Origin of the sequence: Methylocella tundrae (assembly GCF_901905185.1) — a bacterium.
In the GTDB taxonomy this organism is placed as follows: domain Bacteria; phylum Pseudomonadota; class Alphaproteobacteria; order Rhizobiales; family Beijerinckiaceae; genus Methylocapsa; species Methylocapsa tundrae.
Genome location: NZ_CABFMQ020000068.1, coordinates 1 through 21,378, shown reverse-complemented (window position 1 = coordinate 21,378; position 21,378 = coordinate 1). Strand labels below are relative to the sequence as shown.

The 21,378-nt window shown below is 62.1% G+C and carries 21 protein-coding genes, 1 tRNA gene and 3 pseudogenes; 9 read left to right on the top strand and 16 right to left on the bottom strand.

The window, feature by feature from the left end:
- Positions 1–31: 31 nt before the first annotated feature.
- Together MPC4_RS21720 and MPC4_RS06055 are read left to right on the top strand one after the other, a co-directional pair.
- Positions 32–730: pseudogene (locus MPC4_RS21720) on the top strand (helix-turn-helix domain-containing protein); the annotation flags it as partial.
- A 106-nt stretch (positions 731–836) separates the two neighbouring features.
- A complete protein-coding gene (locus MPC4_RS06055; protein ID WP_244628877.1) occupies positions 837–2,153 on the top strand; it encodes an MFS transporter in 1,317 nt (438 codons plus the stop codon).
- A gap of 381 nt (positions 2,154–2,534) precedes the next feature.
- Here the strand turns inward: MPC4_RS06055 and MPC4_RS21585 are convergent, their stop codons facing one another.
- Complete coding sequence (locus MPC4_RS21585; protein WP_174511713.1) at positions 2,535–2,690, bottom strand: hypothetical protein; 156 nt, start codon at positions 2,688–2,690, stop codon at positions 2,535–2,537.
- On the opposite strand from MPC4_RS21585, the pseudogene MPC4_RS06045 reads away from it, so the two are divergent.
- A pseudogene (locus tag MPC4_RS06045) lies at positions 2,665–2,918 on the top strand (helix-turn-helix domain-containing protein); the annotation flags it as partial. The gene MPC4_RS21585 and the pseudogene MPC4_RS06045 sit on opposite strands and share 26 nt — an antisense overlap.
- A gap of 36 nt (positions 2,919–2,954) precedes the next feature.
- On the opposite strand, the gene MPC4_RS06040 reads toward MPC4_RS06045, so the two are convergent.
- Positions 2,955–3,028 (bottom strand) — tRNA-Ser (locus tag MPC4_RS06040).
- A 150-nt stretch (positions 3,029–3,178) separates the two neighbouring features.
- On the opposite strand from MPC4_RS06040, the gene MPC4_RS21150 reads away from it, so the two are divergent.
- Positions 3,179–3,445 (top strand): hypothetical protein, encoded by a 267-nt coding sequence (locus tag MPC4_RS21150; RefSeq protein ID WP_244628876.1) that lies wholly within the window; start codon positions 3,179–3,181, stop codon positions 3,443–3,445.
- Positions 3,442–4,569: a site-specific integrase gene (locus MPC4_RS06035; protein ID WP_244628875.1), complete on the top strand. Its 1,128-nt coding sequence runs from the start codon at positions 3,442–3,444 to the stop codon at positions 4,567–4,569. Before MPC4_RS21150 ends, MPC4_RS06035 begins: the two co-directional genes overlap by 4 nt.
- Here MPC4_RS06035 and MPC4_RS06030 read toward each other — a convergent pair.
- From MPC4_RS06030 to MPC4_RS06010, 6 genes and pseudogenes are all read right to left on the bottom strand, one after another.
- Positions 4,550–5,270 (bottom strand): annotated as a pseudogene (locus tag MPC4_RS06030) (type IV secretion system protein); the annotation flags it as partial. The gene MPC4_RS06035 and the pseudogene MPC4_RS06030 sit on opposite strands and share 20 nt — an antisense overlap.
- A gap of 143 nt (positions 5,271–5,413) precedes the next feature.
- Entirely contained in the window at positions 5,414–5,689 is a 276-nt protein-coding gene (locus MPC4_RS06025; protein WP_174511725.1) for a hypothetical protein, read from the bottom strand.
- The gene (locus MPC4_RS21145; RefSeq protein WP_244628874.1) at positions 5,690–5,938 is read right to left on the bottom strand and encodes a DUF4258 domain-containing protein; all 249 of its coding nucleotides are present in this window, start codon (positions 5,936–5,938) and stop codon (positions 5,690–5,692) included. It abuts the gene before it with no gap.
- A 51-nt stretch (positions 5,939–5,989) separates the two neighbouring features.
- Positions 5,990–6,676, bottom strand: coding sequence for a hypothetical protein (locus tag MPC4_RS06020; protein ID WP_244628873.1), 687 nt, complete (start codon positions 6,674–6,676; stop codon positions 5,990–5,992).
- Between the two features lie 98 nt (positions 6,677–6,774).
- On the bottom strand, positions 6,775–7,362 hold the full coding sequence (locus MPC4_RS06015; protein WP_174511724.1) for a DUF308 domain-containing protein: 588 nt from the start codon (positions 7,360–7,362) through the stop codon (positions 6,775–6,777).
- 82 nt (positions 7,363–7,444) lie between these two features.
- A complete protein-coding gene (locus MPC4_RS06010) occupies positions 7,445–8,200 on the bottom strand; it encodes an alpha/beta fold hydrolase (protein WP_174511723.1) in 756 nt (251 codons plus the stop codon).
- Positions 8,201–8,366: 166 nt separating this feature from the next.
- Here MPC4_RS06010 and MPC4_RS06005 point away from each other — a divergent pair, with 166 nt between their 5' ends.
- Positions 8,367–9,260, top strand: a complete 894-nt coding sequence (locus tag MPC4_RS06005) for an AraC family transcriptional regulator (protein ID WP_174511793.1) — start codon at positions 8,367–8,369, stop codon at positions 9,258–9,260.
- Positions 9,261–9,478: 218 nt separating this feature from the next.
- Here MPC4_RS06005 and MPC4_RS06000 read toward each other — a convergent pair whose 3' ends face one another.
- Together MPC4_RS06000 and MPC4_RS05995 are read right to left on the bottom strand one after the other, a co-directional pair.
- Positions 9,479–9,811, bottom strand: coding sequence for a cupin domain-containing protein (locus MPC4_RS06000; RefSeq protein WP_174511722.1), 333 nt, complete (start codon positions 9,809–9,811; stop codon positions 9,479–9,481).
- Positions 9,808–10,515, bottom strand: a complete 708-nt coding sequence (locus MPC4_RS05995) for an ABC transporter substrate-binding protein (protein ID WP_174511721.1) — start codon at positions 10,513–10,515, stop codon at positions 9,808–9,810. The genes MPC4_RS06000 and MPC4_RS05995 overlap by 4 nt, the downstream gene beginning before the upstream one ends.
- A 364-nt stretch (positions 10,516–10,879) precedes the next feature.
- Between MPC4_RS05995 and MPC4_RS05990 the strand changes: the two genes are divergently transcribed.
- Positions 10,880–12,538 (top strand): MOSC and FAD-binding oxidoreductase domain-containing protein, encoded by a 1,659-nt coding sequence (locus MPC4_RS05990; RefSeq protein ID WP_244628872.1) that lies wholly within the window; start codon positions 10,880–10,882, stop codon positions 12,536–12,538.
- 45 nt (positions 12,539–12,583) lie between these two features.
- Here MPC4_RS05990 and MPC4_RS21715 read toward each other — a convergent pair whose 3' ends face one another.
- Genes MPC4_RS21715 through MPC4_RS05975 form a run of 3 tightly spaced genes read right to left on the bottom strand, consistent with a single transcriptional unit; the run spans position 12,584 to position 14,926 of the window.
- Positions 12,584–12,769, bottom strand: a complete 186-nt coding sequence (locus MPC4_RS21715) for a hypothetical protein (protein WP_174511719.1) — start codon at positions 12,767–12,769, stop codon at positions 12,584–12,586.
- A 21-nt stretch (positions 12,770–12,790) separates the two neighbouring features.
- On the bottom strand, positions 12,791–13,771 hold the full coding sequence (locus MPC4_RS05980; RefSeq protein WP_174511718.1) for an aldo/keto reductase: 981 nt from the start codon (positions 13,769–13,771) through the stop codon (positions 12,791–12,793).
- 51 nt (positions 13,772–13,822) lie between these two features.
- Positions 13,823–14,926, bottom strand: coding sequence for a YihY/virulence factor BrkB family protein (locus tag MPC4_RS05975; protein ID WP_244628871.1), 1,104 nt, complete (start codon positions 14,924–14,926; stop codon positions 13,823–13,825).
- Positions 14,927–15,043: 117 nt separating this feature from the next.
- On the opposite strand from MPC4_RS05975, the gene ku (MPC4_RS05970) reads away from it, so the two are divergent.
- The gene (gene ku / locus MPC4_RS05970; RefSeq protein ID WP_174511717.1) at positions 15,044–15,916 is read left to right on the top strand and encodes a non-homologous end joining protein Ku; all 873 of its coding nucleotides are present in this window, start codon (positions 15,044–15,046) and stop codon (positions 15,914–15,916) included.
- A 4-nt stretch (positions 15,917–15,920) separates the two neighbouring features.
- Here ku (MPC4_RS05970) and ku (MPC4_RS05965) read toward each other — a convergent pair whose 3' ends face one another.
- From ku (MPC4_RS05965) to ligD, 3 genes are read right to left on the bottom strand one after another with little or no spacing between them, the layout of a single operon-like run.
- A complete protein-coding gene (gene ku / locus MPC4_RS05965; protein WP_174511716.1) occupies positions 15,921–16,751 on the bottom strand; it encodes a non-homologous end joining protein Ku in 831 nt (276 codons plus the stop codon).
- A 41-nt stretch (positions 16,752–16,792) separates the two neighbouring features.
- Complete coding sequence (locus tag MPC4_RS05960; RefSeq protein WP_174511791.1) at positions 16,793–17,875, bottom strand: ATP-dependent DNA ligase; 1,083 nt, start codon at positions 17,873–17,875, stop codon at positions 16,793–16,795.
- Entirely contained in the window at positions 17,875–20,547 is a 2,673-nt protein-coding gene (ligD, locus tag MPC4_RS05955) for a DNA ligase D (RefSeq protein WP_174511715.1), read from the bottom strand. The genes MPC4_RS05960 and ligD overlap by 1 nt, the downstream gene beginning before the upstream one ends.
- A gap of 432 nt (positions 20,548–20,979) precedes the next feature.
- Between ligD and MPC4_RS05950 the strand changes: the two genes are divergently transcribed.
- On the top strand, positions 20,980–21,378 hold a 399-nt coding region (locus tag MPC4_RS05950), incomplete at its 3' end, for an SH3 domain-containing protein (protein ID WP_174511714.1).

The following is a 21,378-nucleotide window of genomic DNA, read 5'->3' as shown; positions in this document are numbered from 1 at the left end:
GAACTCATGAGCTGGAATGGAGTAGAACAACATGGAAAATGGCGTGCAGCCCGCTCTGTCTGGTCCGCACGACCTGGCGGCGACGGTGACAAGCACCCACGAACCGGGGCCATGGTCATCGGCCAGAGAGGCGCTCCGACAGGCGCCCTGGTTGCGGAGGGTTCCCGTCAAAACGCTAGACGCGCTGGCGGGTCAAGCCGTGCTGCATCGCGCGCCGGCAGGCAGCATGCTGTTCGATCAGGCAGAGAGGCCGACCTTCGCCCAGATCCTCCTCTCCGGCAGCGTCGAGCTATTGGGCGTGCGGGATCAGATTGAGACCCTTGTCGAATTGTTGCGGCCCGTCGATCTGGTCATCCCGGCCGCCGTGATAAGTGGACAACCCTATCTGATGCGCGCCCGCATTTACGAGGAAGCTCAACTCGTTCTCGTTCGCGCCAAGGCATTCCGGGACGCCATCAGATCCGATCACGTACTCTGCCGCGCTACCCTCGGCTGTCTCTCGGCTCAGTTCCGGCGGCAAGTGCGTCACGCAAAAAACCTGAAGCTGCGCTCCGCGGAGGAGCGGGTCAGCTGCTATCTTGTGTCGCTGCTGGGAGAGTCGAGCGCCGACATCACCATCCGGCTGCCGATCGAAAAGCGGCTGATCGCCTCACAGCTCGGTATGACACGCGAGACCTTCTCGCGAGCCCTTTCCGGTATGGCGAAGTTCGGAATCGTCGTCCGTGGCGAGATCATGCACATCGCGGATTCCACGGCTGCCCGCACGCGGTTTCCTCTCGATCCCCTCATCGACGGCCTGGAGCTGATCAGCCCCCTCACGACAGGAAATCCTGACCATGGACACGACAGCCGATATCCCGCCTTCCGTAGCGATGAGAGTGCTGCTCGTAACGACCTTTGCCTTTGCGGTCTGCTTTGCCGCCTGGATGATGTTTGGGGTCACCGGCATCCCAATCCGCAAGGAACTTGGCCTCAACGCGTCGGAATTCGGCCTGTTGACGGCTACGCCGGTCTTGACCGGCGCTCTGTTTCGACTGCCGCTGGGGATCTGGACGGATCGGTTCGGCGGCCGCATCGTCATGTTCATCCTGCTCGTCGGCTGCGCCGTCCCGCTATGGCTATCGTCCTACGCGGTCGCGCTCTGGCAATTCCTCCTGGCGGGATTGGCATTGGGACTGGTCGGTGCGTCCTTCGCGATCGGGACGCCCTATGTCGCCAGGTTCTTTCCCAAGGAGAAAAAAGGCTTTGCGATGGGCTTCTTCGGCGCCGGCGTGACCGGAGCCGCCATCAACATGTTTGTGGCGCCATCCTTGGTGTCAAACTTTGGCTGGCAGAGCGTGCCGAAAGTCTACGCCGTATGCTTGCTGGTGACCGCAGTGCTGTTCTGGTTCCTCGCCGCGCCAGATCCTGGAAAGTCCAACAACTCTGTGCCGATTCGCCAGCAGCTCGCGGTTCTTCGCGATCCGCGGGTCTGGAAATATTGCCAATACTATTCGATCGTTTTCGGCGGGTTTACCGCTGTTTCGATCTGGCTGCCGCAGTATTTCGTCAATGAATTTCATTTTCCGATCACGCAGGCAGCACTCATGGCGGCATGTTTTGCGCTGCCGGCTGGCGTCTTGCGCGCACTCGGCGGATACCTGTCGGATAAGTTTGGCGCGCACAATGTAACTTGGTGGGTACTATGGGCGGCCTGGATTTGCCTGTTCCTGTTGTCCTACCCGCAAACCGACTTTGTGGTTCAGACCATTCACGGCCCGGCATCCTTCCACCTCGGCCTGCCCGCCTGGGGCTTCGCGGCCCTCCTCTTCGTCCTCGGCGTCTCCTTCGCCTGCGGAATGGCGTCCACATTCAAATACGTCAGCGACGACTTTCCGACCAATATGGGCGTCGTGTCAGGGATTGTCGGCCTGGCGGGTGGTCTAGGCGGGTTCCTGTTACCTATCCTCTTCGGCATCATCCTCGACCAGATCGGGATCTACTCGAGCTGCTTCATGCTGCTCTACGGCATCGTCTGGGTGTCGCTCATCTTGTCTTATTTCACCGAAGTTCGCCGCACGCGCGTCATCGGCGGCGCCAACGCGGAGGCTCTCTCCGCGGCGAAGACGATGAGCGCCCCAACAGGTCCGCAGCTCCACGGTGCGGGAGAATAGCTATAGACGGTGTCATTATCGCACGCGCCCTGCACGTTCTCGCCGTTGTTATCTGGATTGGCGAAGTGATGATGGCGACCACCGTGGTATTACGAGCGGTCCGCCGTGGCGATCTCGGCGCCGACCCACTGAAGGCGTTACAAACCATTGAGCACCGGTTCGTGTAGCAGGCAAGAATAGCCGCCGTCGTCGTCGGCCTGACCGGTTTCTACATGTCGGAGCATCTGGACCTGTGGGAACGATTTCGGTCGGTCGCATTCTAGTGGATGCACGCGATGGTCTGCGCGTGGCTGCTGTTCACGCTCATGCTGTTCGTTATCGAACCATTCATCCTGCACCGACATTTCCACAAATGGGCTACAGAGGCGCCAGATGCAGCATTTACCGGTGCATCTGGCGCACTGGATTTTGCTCGTGCTCAGCCTGGTCGCAATCTTTGGCGCCGTCGCGGAGAGCCAGGGATGTCCGTATTCTGATCTCTTCTGTCGCTCGTCTAGCCGGGAAAGCGTTGATGCCGTGGAAGGAGAGTTCGGTCATGGACGAGCGCCTGCGCTTTGTCGCCCGGCTTCTGGAGGGCGAGGCGATGAGCGATGTCTGCGGGGAGTTCGGCATTTCACGCAAGACCGGCTACAAAATCTTTGACCGCTGCAAGGAGCACGGGCTCGAAGCCCTGAGCGATCGCTCGCGGCGACCGGTGCGCTACGCCACAATCAATTGCCGCCGCCGATCGAAAGCCTCATCGTCAACTGCAAGCGCGAAGAGCCGTTTAGTCCGGGCTGCATTGATAAGTCATTGAAATAATGGCGCGCCCGAAGAGATTCGAACTCCTGACCCCTAGATTCGTAGTAAGTATTTGGCGCTTTCCGAGTCTTCGCTTCCTTGCGAACAGCGGTACCGTACTTGACCTAATAGACTGTAATGTCTATAGTATCTCGCATTTCTGCGTAGTTGGTCGTAGCTCGACCGGGGAAACTCTGGCGGGATAATTCCCCGGACTAATCCCGGACTAAAAATTTGAGGGACTCATGGCGGATCAAACCGTCCTTCTCACCGACAAGGCAATTGCACGTCTCCCGCTTGCCGCAACCGCTCAGTACAAGGTCCACGACACAGAGCTAAAAGGCTTCCTGGTCTTGGTGGGAAAGCGGCGGAAAAGCTTCATGGCCCAGGGCGACTTTTGGCGCGGTGGGATTCGCGAATTCTCTGTCAGGAAGAAACTCGGCGACTTCGGGGATCTCGCGACGCGCGCAACAAGGCTAAAGAGCTTCTCGGAGCGATCGCGAAAGGAGTGAAACCGGGCGAGGCTCCAAGGACCAACGCCGGCGCGATTACGCTTCGCCAAGCGTGGGAACGCTATCGCGACGCGCACATGATTCGAAAGGGCCGGAACGCCAGCACGATCGCGAGTTATCGCGACCACATCGAACGGCTGTTCAAGGATTGGCTGGATAAACCGCTGTCCCGCCTCGGCCGACAGCCCGATCTGGTCGTCGAGCGCCACGACAAGATCACGCAAAAGAATGGCCCTTATATCGCCAATAGCTCTATGCGAAGCCTCCGGGCAATTTACAACCATGCCCGCAGATCGAACCCGGACCTCTCTCCGATCAACCCCGTCACGGCCATCGACTGGAATCAGGAGAAGCGGCGCAATAGCGGCATGGGTTCCGAGGACATTGGAGGGTGGCTGAAGGAACTCTACACGCTTCAGAACCCCCTCCGACGCGAATACCACCTGCTAACGTTGCTAGGCGGGTCGCGCCCGGCAGCCCTTAAGAATGTCCGCATTGAGGACATTGATCTGCGCAAGCGGCTGCTCCGCATTCCAAAGCCTAAAGGCGGCGAGAAGAGAGCGTTCGATATTCCCCTTTCCCGAGCGATGATCCGCTGCATTCTTCGAGCGATCAGATTGGGACGGACGTTCTTCCCTGACCAAGCTGAGTTCTGGCTATTTCCAGCCGACAGCGCGGCGGGCCACCTGGCGGAGCACAGAGAGGAACGTGATGCGCTTTCGAAATGGGGAAACGATCTGCGCCAAAGCTATCGCACGCTCTCTCAGGCCGCGGGTGTGTCGGAGCTCGACGTCCACCTTCTCATGAACCACTCGCTGCCCGGCGTCAATGCAGGCTACATTACACGCGACAAGCTGCTTCGTGACCACCTCCGAACGCAGCAGGAGCGCATATCCGCGATCGTGTTTGAAAAGGCCGGAAAGACATTAGATGACTCGCTGTTGCTTTGGCTCACCACAACGAAGCTTGACGCGGGAGTTGAGCCGATCAGAGTTTTGAATCAAGCTGCTCAGCTCGCACAGCCACAGGTCCGAACAATCCAGAGCGGCGCTCGCGCGCGGGCCGCATTGTGTTTGGTGGATCGCCGCGATTGTCGGGAGGGACGGCGCGGCGCAGCGGGCTGATGATCGCCTCCGCGCCGCCCGAGAGCCCAGCTGTTGCAACGCCGGATGCGCCGCCTGCGCGATAGGCGGCGGTTGCTCCGCCAGCGAGCGCCGCGCCTCCGCGGGCGGTTCCCGCGATGGCGCCCCCTACGAGGCCGGCGCCGCCGCCCGCGAGACCCGTGCCGATGGCGGCGCCGGCGCCGAGCTGCGGTCCTCCCGAGACGATGCGAAGAGGCCGAAGGGGATCAGCACGAAGCCGGCGAGCGTCGTCAGCTTGAATTCGATGAGCGTGACGAAGAGCTGATTGCGAGGATGAAGAAGGCGAGCAGCACCATCGCCCAGGCGAACAGCAGCACCACGATCTGAATGAAGTTCTCGAAGAACGAGACGCCGGAGATCGAGTCGAGAATGGGCCGGCCGGCGTCGAGGCCGACCTGGGCGATGCGGCCGGGGCGCAGAAAGTCCGCTTCCGCCAATCCGGTACCAGACGCCTTCAGGCCGAGGCCGGCGAAGCTCTCGAAGACGATGCGAGCAAGGTTATTCCAGTTGCCGATGAGATAGGCGAAGACGCCGACGAAAAGAGTCTTCTTGACGAGTCGCGCGATGATGTCTTCGTCGGCGGCCCAGTACCAGAAGAGCGCCGCCAGCGTCATATCGATCGCAATCAGCGTGGTGGCGATGAAGGCCGCCTCGCCGCCAAGCAGGCCGAAGCTGCTGTCGATCTATTGGGTGAAGACCGCGAGGAAACGATCGATGACGCCCGTGCCGCCCATGGCTATTGCGCCCGCTGGCGATCGATCGCTGGTTCCCGATCAGGGTGATAGCGGGGGCTTGAGCCCGTTTTTTTCGGGTCGGTTCCAGAATTTTAAGGTTTTTTGTGCTTGGCTTTCCAAGCAACAATTAAATTGCTAGCGACACGGCCCGTACGTTCGACGATAGTCGGCACACCCATGGTGACACTTTCTACGCGTGATAGATAGTTCGCAATGCGCTCCTGCGAGGCGCCGGCTTCAAGGAGTTCCATGAGTTGTGGGATATAATCATCATATTCATCGTCGGGAAGGAGTTCATTACATATGATCGGCTCCCAGTCCCTCAGCAAGACGGCGCGGATGAGCATGAAATCAGGGGTATGTGCCATTTACTTGTCCTCAGAATGCACGCGCTTGAGAATGTCGATCACGCCCTGTTTGAAATTCGAAGAGCCGTAATCGGTGACAACCCGACCGTCGTCATCTAGGACGACGGCTCCGTGATCATTCAAGTAGTAGAATCGACTGTTCGATTGGCGTGTGACTAACAAAGGATTCGCGATAATATCCTCTATCTCATCACGGGTTAGTCCGCGCTGCGCCGCCCGCCCGGTTGCATGGTCGTTCCAAAAAGCCAATTTCTAAATCCGGCTTTTCGACTCCAATTCCGTACTTCCTAAAATCCTGGCCTACAAAATTAGACGGCTTCGGGCCGGAGGCCGCGCCGGGCGCCGCCGTCGGCGCCCGCCTGCGAACGGGAAGGCTGTGGGGCCCATCGGGTCGATTGGTCGTCCGTGCCTCAGATCCTCTTCGGGGGTCTCTTCTCCAAACGCGCGGCGCTCTTCGTAAAGGGGGTCGTCCTTCTCCCGGTCCTTACCGGGATCGCTGGAGGAAACATATGTGATCGGAACGTCCGAGCCTCCCGGATCGCCTGTCTCGTCGGCGTAGGTGAGCGAAAAGCCTCCTGGCCCGCCGCTTGATTCGGCGCTCGCGGTCCAGCGTCCGTGATCGTCGCGCGGCTGGTCGGGGCTGTATTTGCACAACCCCTGCGGCAAGTCGAAGCCGAGCGCCTTGCTAAGCGCGGCGGGCGGATAGCCCTCGGCGATGAGGCCGTCGGCGAGGAAGAGCCGGAACGCCTGCTCCTCGCTCTCGATCGCCGGCAGGCCGCAGTGGATCAGATGGATATGGGCGAGGCTCTTTTCGCCCAGCGCCCAAAGCTTAGAGGCGCGGCCGAGCTTGGTGAGAAAGAGCGGTTCGATCGGTTGGTGATGCGTCGCCGCGAGCAGGGCGAGGATGCGGTCCTCGCCGGAAAGATCAAGTCCCGCGCGGGCGCCCGCGCGCAGGACCGGCGCGAGGCAGGTTCCGGCCCCGAGCATCGCGCCCGCCACGTAGGTTTGCTAAGCGCGCCAGGGCGGGAACCGTAGACCAAAAAGGAGGGGCGACGCATCGCGGCGCCCCTTATGTGAAGACAGGATTAGGCGGCGCGCCCGGAGGCATGGCGACGCGCTTGCGCGATGGTGAGCCAAATGCCCGAAATGAGGAAATATAAGGCGCCGAACGCCGCATACGGCGCGATATCGGTGATGCCGACGGTTGCGCTCCCCGTCGCCTGTTTGATGAAGTAGGCGCCGACGAGCGCCGACTGCGCCCCAGCGAGGATCATCGCCCACTGCGCACCGATCTTCCAACGGCGCACACCAGTGATGAGTTGGAACAGACCAGCCAATATGGCCCACGTCCCGAACACCGCCATCACCACATGCAAGTCTCGCGTAAGGGCGCCGGCCACCGCGATCGTGGCGAAGGCGCTGATCGCGACATTGATCGCCTGGCTGCTATTCGGCTTCAGACCGCCGCTGCGCTGGGCGTCGACGAAATTGGCGAGCGCGTCCCAAGCCGGATAAGCGACGAGGAGCGCCGCCGCAACCGACGGCGAGGTCTTGCCGACGGCGAAGGCCGCAGCGAACCAGACGACCGCGACCGCGGCGCGGGTGAAATAATAGGATTTCAGCCAGCGTGACGCTGCGTCGCGATCCGGCTGCGGGAAGGTTTGACTGTTCATTGCAAGGATCCTGTTTCTGCTGGAGGGCGCGAGACGGCGCCGGGCGACGGGCGGCTTCGGCCTCCCGTCGTCCGGCCCGGGATTAGTGTCCTTTGGCGGCCTGCTCGATGAGCGCGGCGACCTCTTTGGGGTGCGACACGGGAGACGCATGGCTCGACTGCAGCGTGACGGTCGTGGCGTTCATGCGTTTGGCGAAGAAGGCCTCGGCCTGCGGCGGAACCATCAGATCGTTGGCTGAGATCGCGTAGTAGGTCGGCTTGAGATGCCAGGCCGCGACGGTCGCCGGGGCGCCGAAGGCGGCGCCACTGATTGGCTTCTGCTTCAGAGCCAGGGCCTCGCCTTCCGCGACCGGCGCGTCGCCGACGAAGACATGCGCGTAGGCGGCCGGATCGATCGACAGGAAGCCCTTGGAGTCCGGCCGCACGGCCGTCAGGCCCTCGGTCGGCGGGCCGTTGGCCGTGAGCGCCTGAAGGGTTTCACCCTTGTCCGGCGCGAAGGCCGCGACATAGACCAGCGCCTTGACCTTGGGGCTGTCGCCGGCTTCGCCGATCACAACGCCGCCCCAGGAGTGGCCGACGAGGACGGTCGCGCCCTTCTGGGCGTCCAACACCTCGCGCGTCGCGGCGACGTCAGCCTCGAGCGAGGTCAGCGGAATGTCGACTTCGGTGACCTTGAAGCCCTTCTTGCGCAGCAGATGGGCCACCTTGTCCCAGCTGGACTTGTCGGTGAAGGCGCCGGGCGCAAGCACCACATTTTGGGCGGTTGCGGCGGAGGCGGCGATGGGAGCTCCCATCGCGAAAACGGCGGCGAGAGCGGCGCCGACAGTGAGCATTTTCATTGGATTGTCCTTTCGACAGAGCGATCAAGCCGGTAGATCGGAACATTTCCGATCAAAGCAACTTGACGCGGGAAAACGAATACGGTTTGCTTAGAAAAGTGCATATTTCCATGTTGTTAAGCACTCTTCACGGCGCATTTATAGATTCAATGGGGTGGTTATGGCCATGACTGGACTACCGGAAAATTTGACCATTCGTCCGGAAGTGGAAGTCGACAATCCCGCATCGACCGATCTGCTGTCCCGCGTGCTGGCGCAAATCCACCTCACGGGAGACCACGTCTATTCCCGCGCCCTCGCGCCGGAGGGCCGCTTGGATTTGGAAGCCGAGGCCGCGCACGTCTGCATCGTGACCCAAGGGGCCCTGCGCATCGAGGGCGAGGAGAGCGGGCCCGTGGTCATCGACGAGGGCGATCTTGTGATGTTGCCGCGTGGCGCGGGCGACCTGCGACTGACGGCCTCGGGCGGCCCAGCGACCATGGTCCTTTGCCGCTTCCGTTTCGATCCGGACAGCCTTCGCGGCATGGTGTCCGCCCTGCCTGGATGCATCCACATCCGACGGGCGGAGGGCGCGGGCTGGCTGGAGGGGATCGTGCATTTCCTGATGCTCGAGGCCGGCGATATCCAGCCTGGCGCCGCCTTGATGGTCTCGCGACTGATCGACTTGGTGGTCATCCGCACATTGCGCAGTTGGGTCCATCAAGGGCCCGCATCCGGATGGTTAGGAGGACTTGCCGATGTGCGCATCGCAAATGCTCTGAAGGCCATTCATGAGCGGCCCATGCAGCGGTGGAGCATCGAGACCCTCGCGGCTATTGCAGGAATGTCCCGCTCCAGCTTTTGTGAGCGCTTCACCGCCTTGGTGGGCCGTTCGCCGCTGCGCTATCATAATGAGTGGCGCTTGGCGCTAGCACGGGACCTGCTGAGCAAGCGCGACGCGCGGGTGGGTGAAATCGGGTTTAGCATCGGCTACGAGTCAGAGGCTGCATTCAGCCGCGCTTATAAAGCGCTTTTCGGCCACTCACCGCGCGTCGATTATAGACTGAGCATTCGAGGTTGACGGCCAAGGCCGTTCGCACGCGCATGGCCATCCGAAAGGGCCCGGAGCCGTCCGTCAGTTTCCTGGGGACGGACGGATCGAAGCAGAGGCGGGCGCTTGAACAGACGGCGCCTTCCGACCCAGCAACGGACCTTGGCGCTTCATCTCAAAGCAGACCTACTGGCGGCAGGCCAAAGCTCGAGCGCCGCGCCAGTCTCGCGAAGGGGAATTGCCCATTCTCACGACCGAACGAACTCCACATACATTCTGCGCCACGGCGAAGCGTCGATCAGGCGCCAGCGGTGACCCGATCCCGTGGTGTCGTCAGCGAGGAGCACGTCTCCCGGAGCGAGGATGAAAGTCTCCCCGTCGCGCGTCGTGAACTCGAGCCTCCCTAAAAGGGTGACCACATATTGCTCACAGGGCGCGACATGCCAATCGAGCGCCGATCCCGGCGGACTTTCCTCGATGTGGACCAGACGGACCGGGCGCTTCTCCCCGACGGGCCATTCCAATTCCTCGACATGGGACTGGCCATCCGTACCGCTATAGAGGCGGACGCAGCGGCTCATGGCTCGATCCATTCCTTGACGAGCTTCGCGAGCGCGCCCTCGGCGGCCAATTGCGCCTGCATGTGGTTTAGGGAATCGCGCAGTTGGCCGTTGCCCCGGCGCACGGACAAGGCCAACTGCTCTTTCGTGATCCCCTCCTGCACGATGCGGAGGGTGGGTCGGGTCCGGATCAGCCAGCGCGTGACAGGCGCCAGCTTCATGGCCGCCGCGATCCGGCCGACCTCGACATCGTCGAGCATCTCCTCGATGCCGTGATACGGGTAGATCCGAACCTCGGCAACGCGGCCCTCTGACTTGAGACGCTCGGCGACGGGCTCAGAGGTGTTGCCCTTCTGGACTCCGATAATCCGCCCTGCGAGGTCGCCCGTTGACCGGATGCCCGGATCACGGGTCACGCACGCGACGAGGCTTTGGCCCGACACGACATAGGGATCGCAGAAGTCGGCCCGCTCCTGCCGTTCCGGCGTCACGGTCGCCCCCGAGGCGACGCAATCCCAGGACCCATCAACTAGGCCTTGAAAGATATCGTTGAAGTCGGCGCCGGTGAACGGGACACGCTCCAGCGTCAGCCCCAACCGCGTGCAAATCGCGCCCGTGAGGGCGATGTCAAAGCCCGTGGGCTGGCCATCCTGCAGAAACTCGAATGGCGGGTCTGGAAAGGCCGACGCGATACGAAGGAGGCGGGGAGAGATCGTGCTACCCATTGGCATGCTCGCAATTCACTGGTCGACTGCTCTACCACGACCGCACCGCCAGGGCGATCCGCCTCGCCATGCCCTACTTCCGGCCTTATGAAACACCTTTTCTCGGTGTCGACGAAACCGGCAACAGGCCTCGCACGCTTGCATGAACAAGGATTACGCGCCAACAATCGAACCGAGAACCCGCAGCAGCCGCTTGGAGAGATCGGGCGCAAATGCCTGGCGATGGGCATTCCTCTTGTCGGCGAGGGAGGTGGAAGTGACGGCGCGTTTGCTATCAGTGAACGTCGGTCTGCCGCGCGATATCGACTGGCGCGGAAGGACTGTTCACACCGCCATTTGGAAGAGGCCCGTTCAAGGGCGACGCATGGCGCGTCGTCTCAACATCGACGGCGACGGGCAGGGAGACCTCGCCGGACACGGAGGCGAGCACCGAGCCGTCTTCGTCTATCAGATCGACTCCTATCACTACTGGCGACGCCAGCTCGGTCGAGACGATTTCACCCACGGGCAGTTCGGCGAGAATTTTACCGTTGACGGCCTGTCCGACCACGAGGTTTGCATCGGCGATCAATATCGGATCGGCAGCGCGTTGCTGGAGGTGACGCAGCCCCGCGTCACCTGTTACCGGGTGGGCATGCGGATGAGTGAGCCACAGATGGCCGCACTGCTGGTGGCGCAAGGCAGACCGGGGTTCTACCTTCGTGTTCTGCAGGAAGGCGAGGTGGCGGCCGGCGACGAGATCGTGCAGGTCGCCGAGGGCCCCGAACGCATGACCGTCTTCGAGATCAACGCTCTGCTGTACATGCCCGGTCACAGTCGCGGCCAGTTGGAGCGCGCGCTTCGCATCCCCGCGCTGAGCGCCGGCTGGCGCGCCTCTTTCCAGGCCCTGCTCCAGCAGGACCAAAGCCGCGGCGCGACGACAGGAAACGCGGGGCTTGCTCCGTCGTCAGGACCTGCTCCGGCGTGGCTGGGCTTCCGCCCGCTTCGGGTTTCACGAAAGTTTCGCGAAAGCAGCAGCGTAATCTCGCTGACGCTCGAGCCTGTTGACGGATCCTCCCTGACCAGAGCCTTGCCGGGCCAGTTTATCGTTCTGCGGCTGAAGGCTGCGCCCGATGCGCCCGCGCTCTTGCGCAGCTACTCGCTGTCGGGCGAACCCAGCACCGAGCGCTATCGCGTAAGCGTAAAGCGTGAACCCCATGGAGGGGCCACCGCATACATCCAGGATGAGCTGCAGGTCGGCGACGTGCTTGACGTGAGCGCGCCCCGGGGAAGCTTCACGCTTCGCCCGGGCGACGGACCTGTCGTCTTCCTAAGCGCCGGCATCGGCGTCACCCCAGTGCTGGCAATGCTGCACGCTTTGGCGGCAGATGCGTCAACGAAGGAAATCTGGTGGCTGTACGGGACTCGCGAACGTCGTGAGCACCCCTTTGCCGTTGAGACGGACGCCCTCCTCGAAGCTTTGGCCCACAGTCGCCGGCACATTCGCTACAGTTCGCCTGCCGCCGAAGATCAGTTGGGGGTCGATTTCGACGCTTGCGGACACTTGGATATGGATGGGCTCCGAGAGACCGCGGCGCCGCGCGATGCTGAGTTTTACATCTGCGGGCCGCCCACCTTCATGCGTGATATGACCGCCGGCCTCGCCGGCTGGGGGGTTGCCGCCGGCAACATCCACACCGAGATTTTCGGCTCAGGTCCGTCCGTAACTCCAGGCATCGCCGCGGCGCCGCGCCCGCAGCCTCATCTGCCGCCCGGGGCTCCCGGCAATGGACCACGCGTCTCGTTTGCCCGGAGCGGCATTGAAGTTCGTTGGGAGTCGGGCTACCAGAGCCTGCTCGAGCTCGCCGAAGCGTGCGACGTGCCTGTGCGATGGTCGTGCAGGACGGGGGTTTGTCACACTTGTGAGACCGGGCTTGTGGCGGGGGCCGTCACATATCGGCCCGACCCAATTGACTCGCCGGCTGGCGACAACGCGCTGATCTGCTGCTGCCAGCCCCAAGGCGACATTGTTATCGACCTTTGAAATTTTGCTGTGATGCGATCAGAAGACGGGCGTGCTCGCCGGACATTACGGGCTGAGTCGAACGACAGTGGCGAAATGGCGTTCGCGCTCCGGGACGGCGGATGCGCCGATGGGGCCGCGCGAGCGCCGGAGCACGGCGCTGACGCCGCTCGACGATGTCATGGGATGCCTGCGCGACAGCATCCGGAAGCTGACTCGATCAAGCGCCTGCGTCGCTGTCTCGAACGCCATGGCAGGTCCCTGCTGACAGCTTTAGCGATTTAAGGCGCTCATTTGCGGAGCCGCGTAGCGCGTCCCGGCGGCTTTGTCGGGAGGAGCGATGCGCGAGATGCGCTCAAGCTCCCCGGCGCTTAGGGAAACCTCGAGGGCGCCGACGTTCTCTTCTAGATATTTGCACCGCTTCGTGCCAGGGATCGGCACAATATCGTCGCCCTGCGCCAGCACCCAGGCGAGCGAAAGCTGAGCCGGCGAGCATCCCTTTTCGCGCGCGATCGCTTCGATCTCGTGGACGAGATCGAGGTTCTTGGCGAAATTCTCGCCCTGGAAGCGCGGTGAATTGCGCCGGTAATCGTCGGATACGAGATCATCGACGCTCTTGATCTGACCGGTGAGAAATCCGCGTCCGAGCGGCGAATAGGCGACGAAGCCGACGCCAAGTTCGCGCACGGTCGCAAATATCTCGTCTTCGGGATCGCGGCTCCACAGCGAATATTCCGTCTGCAGCGCTGCGATGGGGTGAACCGCATGCGCCCGCCGGATTGTTTCGGGGGCGGCTTCCGACAGCCCGAGGTGTAGCACCTTGCCCTCGCGCACGAGGTCCGCCATCGCGCCAACCGTGTCCTCGATTGGCGTCTGCGGATCGACCCGATGCTGATAATAGAGGTCGATCACGTCGACGCGCAGACGCCGCAGGGACGCCTCGCAAGCCTCGCGCACATAGTCGGGCCGGCCATTCTGGCCGAGAAAGGCTCCGTCCACGCCGCGGACATTGCCGAATTTGGTGGCGAGAACGACACGCTCGCGCCGGTCCCGGATCGCCGCGCCGACCAGTTCTTCGTTTCGCCCAAGGCCATAGATGTCGGCGGTGTCGAGAAAGGTCACGCCAAGCTCAATGGCGCGATGGATCGTTGCGATCGACTCGGCTCGATCGCTTTCGCCGTAGAATTCCGACATTCCCATGCAGCCAAGACCCAGAGCGGAAACCTCCAGGCTGCCAAGATGGCGCTTGTTCATGTTCATTTCTCCTTCTTTCAAGCTTTTATTAGTCGAGGATGCGCGCCCGCGCTATTTGTCTCCCGACGCGGTTGCGCTCGCGTCCCGGCCGCTCTGACGCTCGATCTTGGAGTTCAGCTCCCCGCCGAGCAAAACGACGATGACGGACAGCCAAAGCCAGGTCATCAAACCGACGGCCGCGCCGAGCGATCCGTATGTCGCGTTATACTTGCCGAAATTGGCGACGTACCACGAGAACAGGACCGATCCGCCAAGCCAAAGGAAAGCCGCGAGCGCGCTTCCCCATGTGACCCATCTCCATCGCGGAGCGCGGCGGCTCGGCCCGAAGCGGTAAAGCACGGCCAATGCGAAGAGGGCGACGAGAAGCAGGAGCGGCCAGCGCAGAAGCGACAGGAGCGCGTCGCCGCTTCCGCCGAGCCCAATGTCGCCGAGGAGGAGGGGCGCGACCACCATAGCCGCGAGCGCCAGAAGAATGAATGCGATCGCCGCGAGGGTGAAGGCCAGCGAGAGAAGATTAAGCCCGATGAAGCCGCGCTTCTCCTTTTCTTCATAGACGACGTTCATGCCTTCGATCAGGCCTTTCATGCCGGAGTTTGCGGTCCACAGCGAAACAGCGAGGCTGATGAAAAACGCCGCGCCCAAACTGTGATGGGCCTCGCCTGCAATGCGACCGATTTCGCTCCCGATGAGATCGAGCGCTCCGCTTGGCAGAAAGCTTGCGAGGCTGTCGAGGCGGCCGCCAATGTTGGCGGGATCTGCAAAAAGTCCATAAAGCGATACGAGCGCCGCCAGCGCTGGGAATAGAGAAAGCAGGGCGTAAAACGTGATTCCGGCGGCGACCAACAGGATGCGGTCTTCGCCGAGACCCTGCCAAGTCCGCCCCAGGATATGTTTCCATCCTTGCGCCGGTATTTCGGCGGGGCTATCGGCGGCCTGCCCCGCCAGCGCCTCGCGCGCATGCCGACCCGGCCCGGTTAAAGCAAAGCTTTCAGCTTTCGGCCGAAGGCGGGTCTCGCGGGCGGCGTCCGGCGCATGAGGCGACAGGCGAGATCTCATTGAAAGCAGCATGGAAACAAGCCCCAGCCCAAGGATCAGCGCCCACCAGGCCAGGGACGGCTTCCTTTGGTCAGGTTCGAGATTTGCGATTCTGCTCAAGCTTATGCCTCGTGAGCGCGCGCGGTGAGTGATGCATCAAAGCCGGAGTGTAGCAAGGACAGCCGACGCGGAACGGCTTATGCTGAGAGACGTTCCGAACAGGAAGGAGAAACAGGCATGGCGCCGCGAGCGAATTGGAAAGGCGTTCTGAAGGTCGCCGAATTGAGCTGCCCCGTTTCGCTCTTCACAGCGGCGTCGACATCGGAGCGGATCGCCTTCCATACCTTGAACAGGCAGACCGGGCATCGCGTGCAACGGCAGTTTGTCGACAGCGAAACGGGCGAGCCGGTGGAGCCGGCCGATCAGGTCAAAGGATATGAAACGGGACAGGGCGATTATGTCGTGCTCGAGCCTGAGGAGATCGCCGCCGTAATTCCAGAGAGCGATAAGGTTCTCGACGTTCAGGCTTTCATCAAATGCGACGACATCGACGACACTTACTTCGACCGGCCCTATTATCTCGCCCCCAGCAATCCGGTCGCGCAGGAAGCTTTCACGCTGTTGCGCGAATCCATGCGATCGAAAAAGGTCGCGGCGTTAGCGAGAGCCGTCCTGTTTCGCAGACTGCGGTCCGTTCTCATTCGCGCTCATGGGAACGGCCTGATCGCCACGACGCTCAATTTCGATTACGAGGTGCGGTCCGCCGAGGAAGCGTTCAGCGACATACCGGAGATGAAAATCGAAGGCGAAATGCTCGATCTCGCAAAGCACATCATCCGGACGAAGAAGGGCAAATTCGATCCCAAGACTTTCGACGACCGTTATGAGGCCGCCGTCGCCGAGCTTGTCAAAGCCAAGCTCGAAGGCCGCGAGATCAAGGCGCCCGAAAGGATCGCGCCGAGCAAGGTCGTCGATCTCATGGCCGCGTTAAGGGAAAGCGCGAAAGCTTCGTCCCGCTCCGCTAAACCGGCGGCGAAACCGTCAAGGGCTCGCAAAGGGGGCGCCTCCAAGGCGGCCGCAACGCCAGCGCCGCGCAAAAAGGCAGGCTGACGGTTTATCGCTTGGACGGCCTGGGGTTGGAAGTCTTGGAGTTGGAAGTCTTGGGGCTTGATCCGAGGCTTTGTCGCAAAGCGTCCATGATGTTGACGACATTGCTCGGCTTTTCCTGATCGGCTTTGGCCCCGCGCGGAGGCTTGCCCTTTGTCTTGGCTTCGATGATCCCCAGCAGCTGGCTTTGAACCGGATCCGTCGCCATTTCAGGCGACCAGGGCTTTGTTTTTTCTTCGATGAGCCTGTTAACGAGGGCCATCAGCTTCGGGTCGAGCTTTAGATCCTCGATGGCGTCGAAGTAGAGCTTTTCGTCGCGAACCTCGTCGCCATACCTCAACGTCCACAAGATGATGCCCTTATCGCGCGGCTCGAGCATGACGGCGCGTTCCCGCCGATAGAGAACGAGGCGGGAGATCCCGACCATGCCGGTCGCCTTCATCGCCTCCCTGATGACGGCATAGGCTTCTTCCCCGACCTCATCGTCCGGCGTCAGAAAATGCGGCGTATCGTACCAGATCCAGTCGATCGACTCTTTGGGCGTGAACACTTGGATGTCGATGGTCCGCGTGCTCTCAAGCGCCACGGCTTCGAGCTCCTCATCCTCCAGCATGACATAATCATTGTCGCCGCGCGGATAGCCCTTGACCTCATCGTCGTCATCGACGGCTTTGCGCGTGACGGCGTCGATGTAGCGGCTTTGAATCCGATGGCCCGTCTTCCTGTTCAGCGTATGAAAGCGGATTTTTTCTTTCTCCGATTGCGCCGGCGCCATTGCGACGGGGCAGGTCACGAGCGAAAGCTTCAGATAGCCTTTCCAGAATGAACGCGGCGCCATTGGCTTTTCCTCCATGCTGACGGCGGCCTTTGCCAAGGCTCTCAAGCAGCGCCTTGCGCCGGAGCGATCTGTTCGAGCGTACATTGCCGCGGCGCCTTGTCGGGACGCCAGCGGATCAGCTTCGTCCCATGCCGGAAGCGGCCGTCAGTCACGTGATCGAAGCGAACCTCGGCGACCATCACGGGCCTCACCGGCGTCCACTCGCCGCTGCGCTCCGTACTCCACCGGCTCGGTCCTCCCGGCGCCTGCCCCGTGAAGCCTGGCGCCTGGCGGAGCGCTTCGAGCTGGCGCGTCAAGGCCGGGCGCTCGACGTCAGAGATGGTCGAGGTATAGCCGATATGGTTGAGCTTCCCCTCAGCGTCATATAGGCCAAGCAGCAATGAGCCGACTTCGTGGCCGCCGCTCTCGTAACGAAAGCCGCCGACCACGCAATCGGCTGTGCGCAAATGCTTGACCTTGATCATCGCCCGTTGTCCGGGCTCATAAAGGCCGTCGAGACGCTTGGCGACCACCCCATCGGTTTCGCCGCGGCCCGCCGCCTTCAGCCAGCCTTCCGCTACGGCGCCATCCAGCGTGCGCGGCGAAAGGGTCAGCGTTTTCGAAACGCCGACAGATGCGATGAAAGTCTCGAGGACCGCGCGCCGCCGGCTGAGCGGCTCGTTCAACAGGATCGCTCCATCCGGCGCGACGAGCATATCGAACAGCGTCAGTCGCGCGGGCGTCGCCGCCGCGAGCTTGCGAATGCGGCTTTCGGCTGGATGCAGCCGCATTTGCAGAGCCTCGAACGACAAACGCCCGTCGACCTCAATGACCAATTCGCCATCAACGACAAAGCGGGGGACCGGCAGATCGGCAAGAAAGGCGACGACCTCGGGAAAATAGCGCAGAAGCGATTTCCCCGACTTCGCCCGCAGTTCGACATTCCCTCCTTGCTTGAAAGCAAGGCACCGGAATCCATCCCACTTCGGCTCATATTGCCAGACGCCATCGGCTTTCGGCAGCGCCTGCGCGCTCAACGCCTCCATCGGGGGCGTCGTCGGGGGAATTGGGAACGGCGCATCCGGCTCCGCTTTAAGCGCGGCGGCGCTCTCGGCGCGAGACGTTTTGACGCCGCCGGGGGGCATCACGCCGCGACCTTCGATCGGCCAAGCTTGTTGATGGCCGCATCGATCGATCGTTCTCCTTCGCAATAGTCCGCCCAGGCTTTGCTTTTGGCGATGAGGCCTGCCGCCGTGCGGATCGTGAATCGCTTGGGATCGAGATCGGCCTTCACCTGCGTCCAGCTCAACGGCATTGAAACCGTAGCCCCTGGTCTCGCCCGCGGAGACAATGGCGCGATCGCGGTCGCCATCCGGTCATTGCGCAGATAATCCAGAAAGATGCGGCCAGTCCGAAGCTTTTTCGCCATGTTGATGACGTAGCGCCGCGGACTGTCGCCCGCCATGCGCCGGCATACCTCCCGCGCAAATTCTTTCGCCTGAGGCCAGGTCGGTTCGCTGTCTTCAGGCGCGGCGAGCGGCGTCACGACATGCAGCCCTTTCCCGCCTGTCGTTTTGCAGAAACTGACCAAGCCCAGGGCGTTCAGCCTGTCCTTCATTTCACGAGCGGCCGCGACGACGTCGGAAAAAGCCACCTCCGGCCCGGGGTCGAGATCAAAGACGAGGCGCCCAGGGGTTTCAGGGCGATACGGCTCGCAGTTCCAGGGATGAAGCTCGAGCCCCCCGATCTGCGCAATCGCGGCGAGACCTTCGACGCGGTCGATTTGGAGATAGGGCTTTCGATCTCCAAAGACGGTGACGAGATCGAGCAGGTTGGAGGCGCCCGGCATGGCGTGGCGCTGGAAAAACTGTTCCCCGGCAAGGCCATCCGGCGCGCGAACGATCGAGCAGGGACGTCCGCGGATATGGCTCATCAGCCACGGCCCCACCGCTTCATAATAGCGGGCAAGGTCGAGTTTGGTGACCGCTTTGCCGTCGCCGGCGTCCGGCCAGAGAGCTTTGTCCGGATTTGAGATCACGACTCCCATCACCACTGGCTTGTCCGTCTTGGCCGCGGCGGAGCGCCTTCCCACGGCTTTGATCGGCGCAACGGGTTCTGGAACGCTCACGTCAGCGGCCCGCGCTGGCGTCTCGACCTCAACTTCGGCGGCTGGCTTATCTTCGCGCAGCCCCTTGAAGGCGGCCTGACGAACCATGCCGGCGCCGGTCCAACCGGCAAATTCGATCTCGGCGACGAGTTCGGGCTTCGTCCAGTGGATGGTTGCGTCCTTACGCGGAGCGCCGGCGCCGGTGAAGGGCGACTTGGCCGTCGCAAGCGCCTTGAGGCGGGGCAGCAGCGTTTTCACTTTCGCCTCGCTATAACCCGTGCCGACTCGGCCGATATAGACGAATGCCTCGCCGTGATTGACCCCGACGAGGAGCGAGCGGAACTTGCCATTGGTCGTCGTCCATCCGCCGATGACGACCTCATGGCCTGCCCTGCATTTCGATTTTGTCCATGCGCCGGAGCGCCCGGACCGATAACGCGCATCGAGCTTCTTCGAAACAATGCCTTCAAGCGCCAGGCGGCAGGCGGATTTCAACACCGCGTCTCCGCCGGTGGCAAAATGCTCGACATAGCGAATGAGGGCGTCTTTTCCCCGCCCCTGCCCGTCAATCAATTGCCGCAGCCGATCTTTGCGCTTTGACAAAGGCTCAGGACGCCAGTCCCTCTTGCCTTCGATCAGAAGGTCAAAAGCGAAAAAAATCAGATTATCGGTTTCCCGCTCCGACAAAGCCGCCTGGAGCGCCGGGAAATCAGGCGCGCCGCGATCGTCGAGCGCGACGATCTCGCCGTCGATGATCACATCCGGAAAAGACTTCGCGTCTCTCGCGATCGCCGGAAACTTCCCGATCCAGTCAAGGCCTTTGCGCGTCTTCAGCGTGACCTTTCCGCCTTCCACGCGCAATTGCACCCGGTATCCGTCAAACTTGATCTCATGCGCCCACCCTTCACCCGATGGCGGCCGCGCGACCGGCTGGCAAAGCTCCGGGGGGATGAAATCCGGCATCGTTTCGATGTTGCTCCGCGCCGGCTTGCTGGCGGATTTTTTTGCCCCCGCCAACAGGCCCGATCTTTCATCGGCGGCGAGACCGTGGTTCGAATCCCAAACAGCATCGGGGTCGGCCGCCTCGCGTCCGCTCAGCATGAATGGCTCCGGGCCGGCGCCCTTGCCCGCGGCGATCGCCGCCATCGGCCGGCCGGAGGCGACGGAACGATCTTCCGCGAGAATGGAGTCGGCGTCGCCTTCCCGCGCATGTTCATCGTGGTGCTTGATCAAAAGCCAATTGGCGCGCTTGCCGCCGGTGCGGTCCTGCTTCATGCGCACAAGCACCCAGCTCCCGCGTAAACGCTCGCCGTAAAGCGAGAATTTCAGATCGCCATCGGCGAGCATGTCTTCAGGGCTTTTGTCACCATCTGGAACCCAATAGCCGCGGTCCCACAGCTGGACCGTGCCGCCGCCATACTGGCCTTTGGGTATCGTGCCTTCAAAGTCGCCGTAATCGAGCGGGTGGTCCTCGACCTCAACCGCGAGGCGCTTGTCATGGGGGTCGAGAGATGGTCCGCGCGTCACGGCCCAGGATTTGAAGACGCCGTCCATCTCAAGGCGCAAATCATAATGAAGCCGGGTCGCGGCATGTTTTTGGATGACGAACCGGCGGCGATCCGAGCCGGGAATTTTGACCTCTCCGCTCGGCTCGGCCGTTTTGGCAAAGTCACGCTTTGCGCGGTATTTCGTCAGCTGCTTCTCCGCCACGAGTTCTCCGGAAGATTGTGAGCGTGCTGAATAGGCGCTTCGCCGCTGTCGGGGCGCCCCAATGCTGGCTCGCCGCCGAAGCGCGCCAACAACAACGCGGCTGCAAAAGTTTAGTTCACGCATCTTCGCCGTCGCGGGGAAAATGTCCGCCCTTGGTCGGCTTCACGCAATATTGCTCACGCGATGTTGCTTGGCTCGCGCCCGCGGCTTGCTTCCTGTTGCGCCAGATCATAGCCCAATGCGCGCCTTGCAAGTCTTAATCGCCGAGGCGGCGTCGCTCGTCAGCAGGCGGGCGGCGGCTACCGCGCCTTAACCCGTTCGCGAGTATGACAATTCATAATTACGGGCCGAGAGCGCGCCTTTCGTCACAGTTGCTGAATGGAGCGCCAGCGGCGCGAATATCGAGCTTCTCCCAACCGAATGAGAGCAATCATGAAGATCCTTTCGCTATCGCTTCTGACTGGATTGGCGCTCGCTGGAACACTCGCTTCGGCCAAAGCCCAGACCGCCGTCAGTCTGGATCTCGCCAATCTGCGCTCTGGACCGGGCACGGGCTATGCGGTGATAACGACGGTCCCCCCGAACGCCCCGCTGAACATTCTTCGCTGCCGAAACAGCTGGTGCCGGGTCTCCTGGCAAGGGCAAACCGGCTACATCGCCGCAAGCCTCCTCGGCAGAACGAGGGGCTTCGTCGCCGCCGCTCCGCCGCCGGCGACCGTCTATGTGGCCCCTTCGGTTGTGGTCGGCGGGCCCTACATTGACCCCTACTGGGACGACTGGGGCTATGGCTGGGGCGGCGGCTGGGGACCTGGCTTGGGCTTGGGCTGGGGC

Coding starts and splice junctions, on each gene's coding strand:
- MPC4_RS06055 (WP_244628877.1), top strand. CDS start 837: ATGGACACGACAGCCGATATCCCGCCTTCCGTAGCGATGAGAGTGCTG.
- MPC4_RS21585 (WP_174511713.1), bottom strand. CDS start 2,690: ATGACCGAACTCTCCTTCCACGGCATCAACGCTTTCCCGGCTAGACGA.
- MPC4_RS21150 (WP_244628876.1), top strand. CDS start 3,179: ATGGCGGATCAAACCGTCCTTCTCACCGACAAGGCAATTGCACGTCTC.
- MPC4_RS06025 (WP_174511725.1), bottom strand. CDS start 5,689: ATGGCACATACCCCTGATTTCATGCTCATCCGCGCCGTCTTGCTGAGG.
- MPC4_RS06020 (WP_244628873.1), bottom strand. CDS start 6,676: ATGCTCGGGGCCGGAACCTGCCTCGCGCCGGTCCTGCGCGCGGGCGCC.
- MPC4_RS06015 (WP_174511724.1), bottom strand. CDS start 7,362: ATGAACAGTCAAACCTTCCCGCAGCCGGATCGCGACGCAGCGTCACGC.
- MPC4_RS06010 (WP_174511723.1), bottom strand. CDS start 8,200: ATGAAAATGCTCACTGTCGGCGCCGCTCTCGCCGCCGTTTTCGCGATG.
- MPC4_RS06005 (WP_174511793.1), top strand. CDS start 8,367: ATGACTGGACTACCGGAAAATTTGACCATTCGTCCGGAAGTGGAAGTC.
- MPC4_RS06000 (WP_174511722.1), bottom strand. CDS start 9,811: ATGAGCCGCTGCGTCCGCCTCTATAGCGGTACGGATGGCCAGTCCCAT.
- MPC4_RS05995 (WP_174511721.1), bottom strand. CDS start 10,515: ATGGGTAGCACGATCTCTCCCCGCCTCCTTCGTATCGCGTCGGCCTTT.
- MPC4_RS05990 (WP_244628872.1), top strand. CDS start 10,880: ATGGCGCGTCGTCTCAACATCGACGGCGACGGGCAGGGAGACCTCGCC.
- MPC4_RS21715 (WP_174511719.1), bottom strand. CDS start 12,769: ATGGCGTTCGAGACAGCGACGCAGGCGCTTGATCGAGTCAGCTTCCGG.
- MPC4_RS05980 (WP_174511718.1), bottom strand. CDS start 13,771: ATGAACAAGCGCCATCTTGGCAGCCTGGAGGTTTCCGCTCTGGGTCTT.
- ku (WP_174511717.1), top strand. CDS start 15,044: ATGGCGCCGCGAGCGAATTGGAAAGGCGTTCTGAAGGTCGCCGAATTG.
- ku (WP_174511716.1), bottom strand. CDS start 16,751: ATGGCGCCGCGTTCATTCTGGAAAGGCTATCTGAAGCTTTCGCTCGTG.
- MPC4_RS05960 (WP_174511791.1), bottom strand. CDS start 17,875: ATGCCCCCCGGCGGCGTCAAAACGTCTCGCGCCGAGAGCGCCGCCGCG.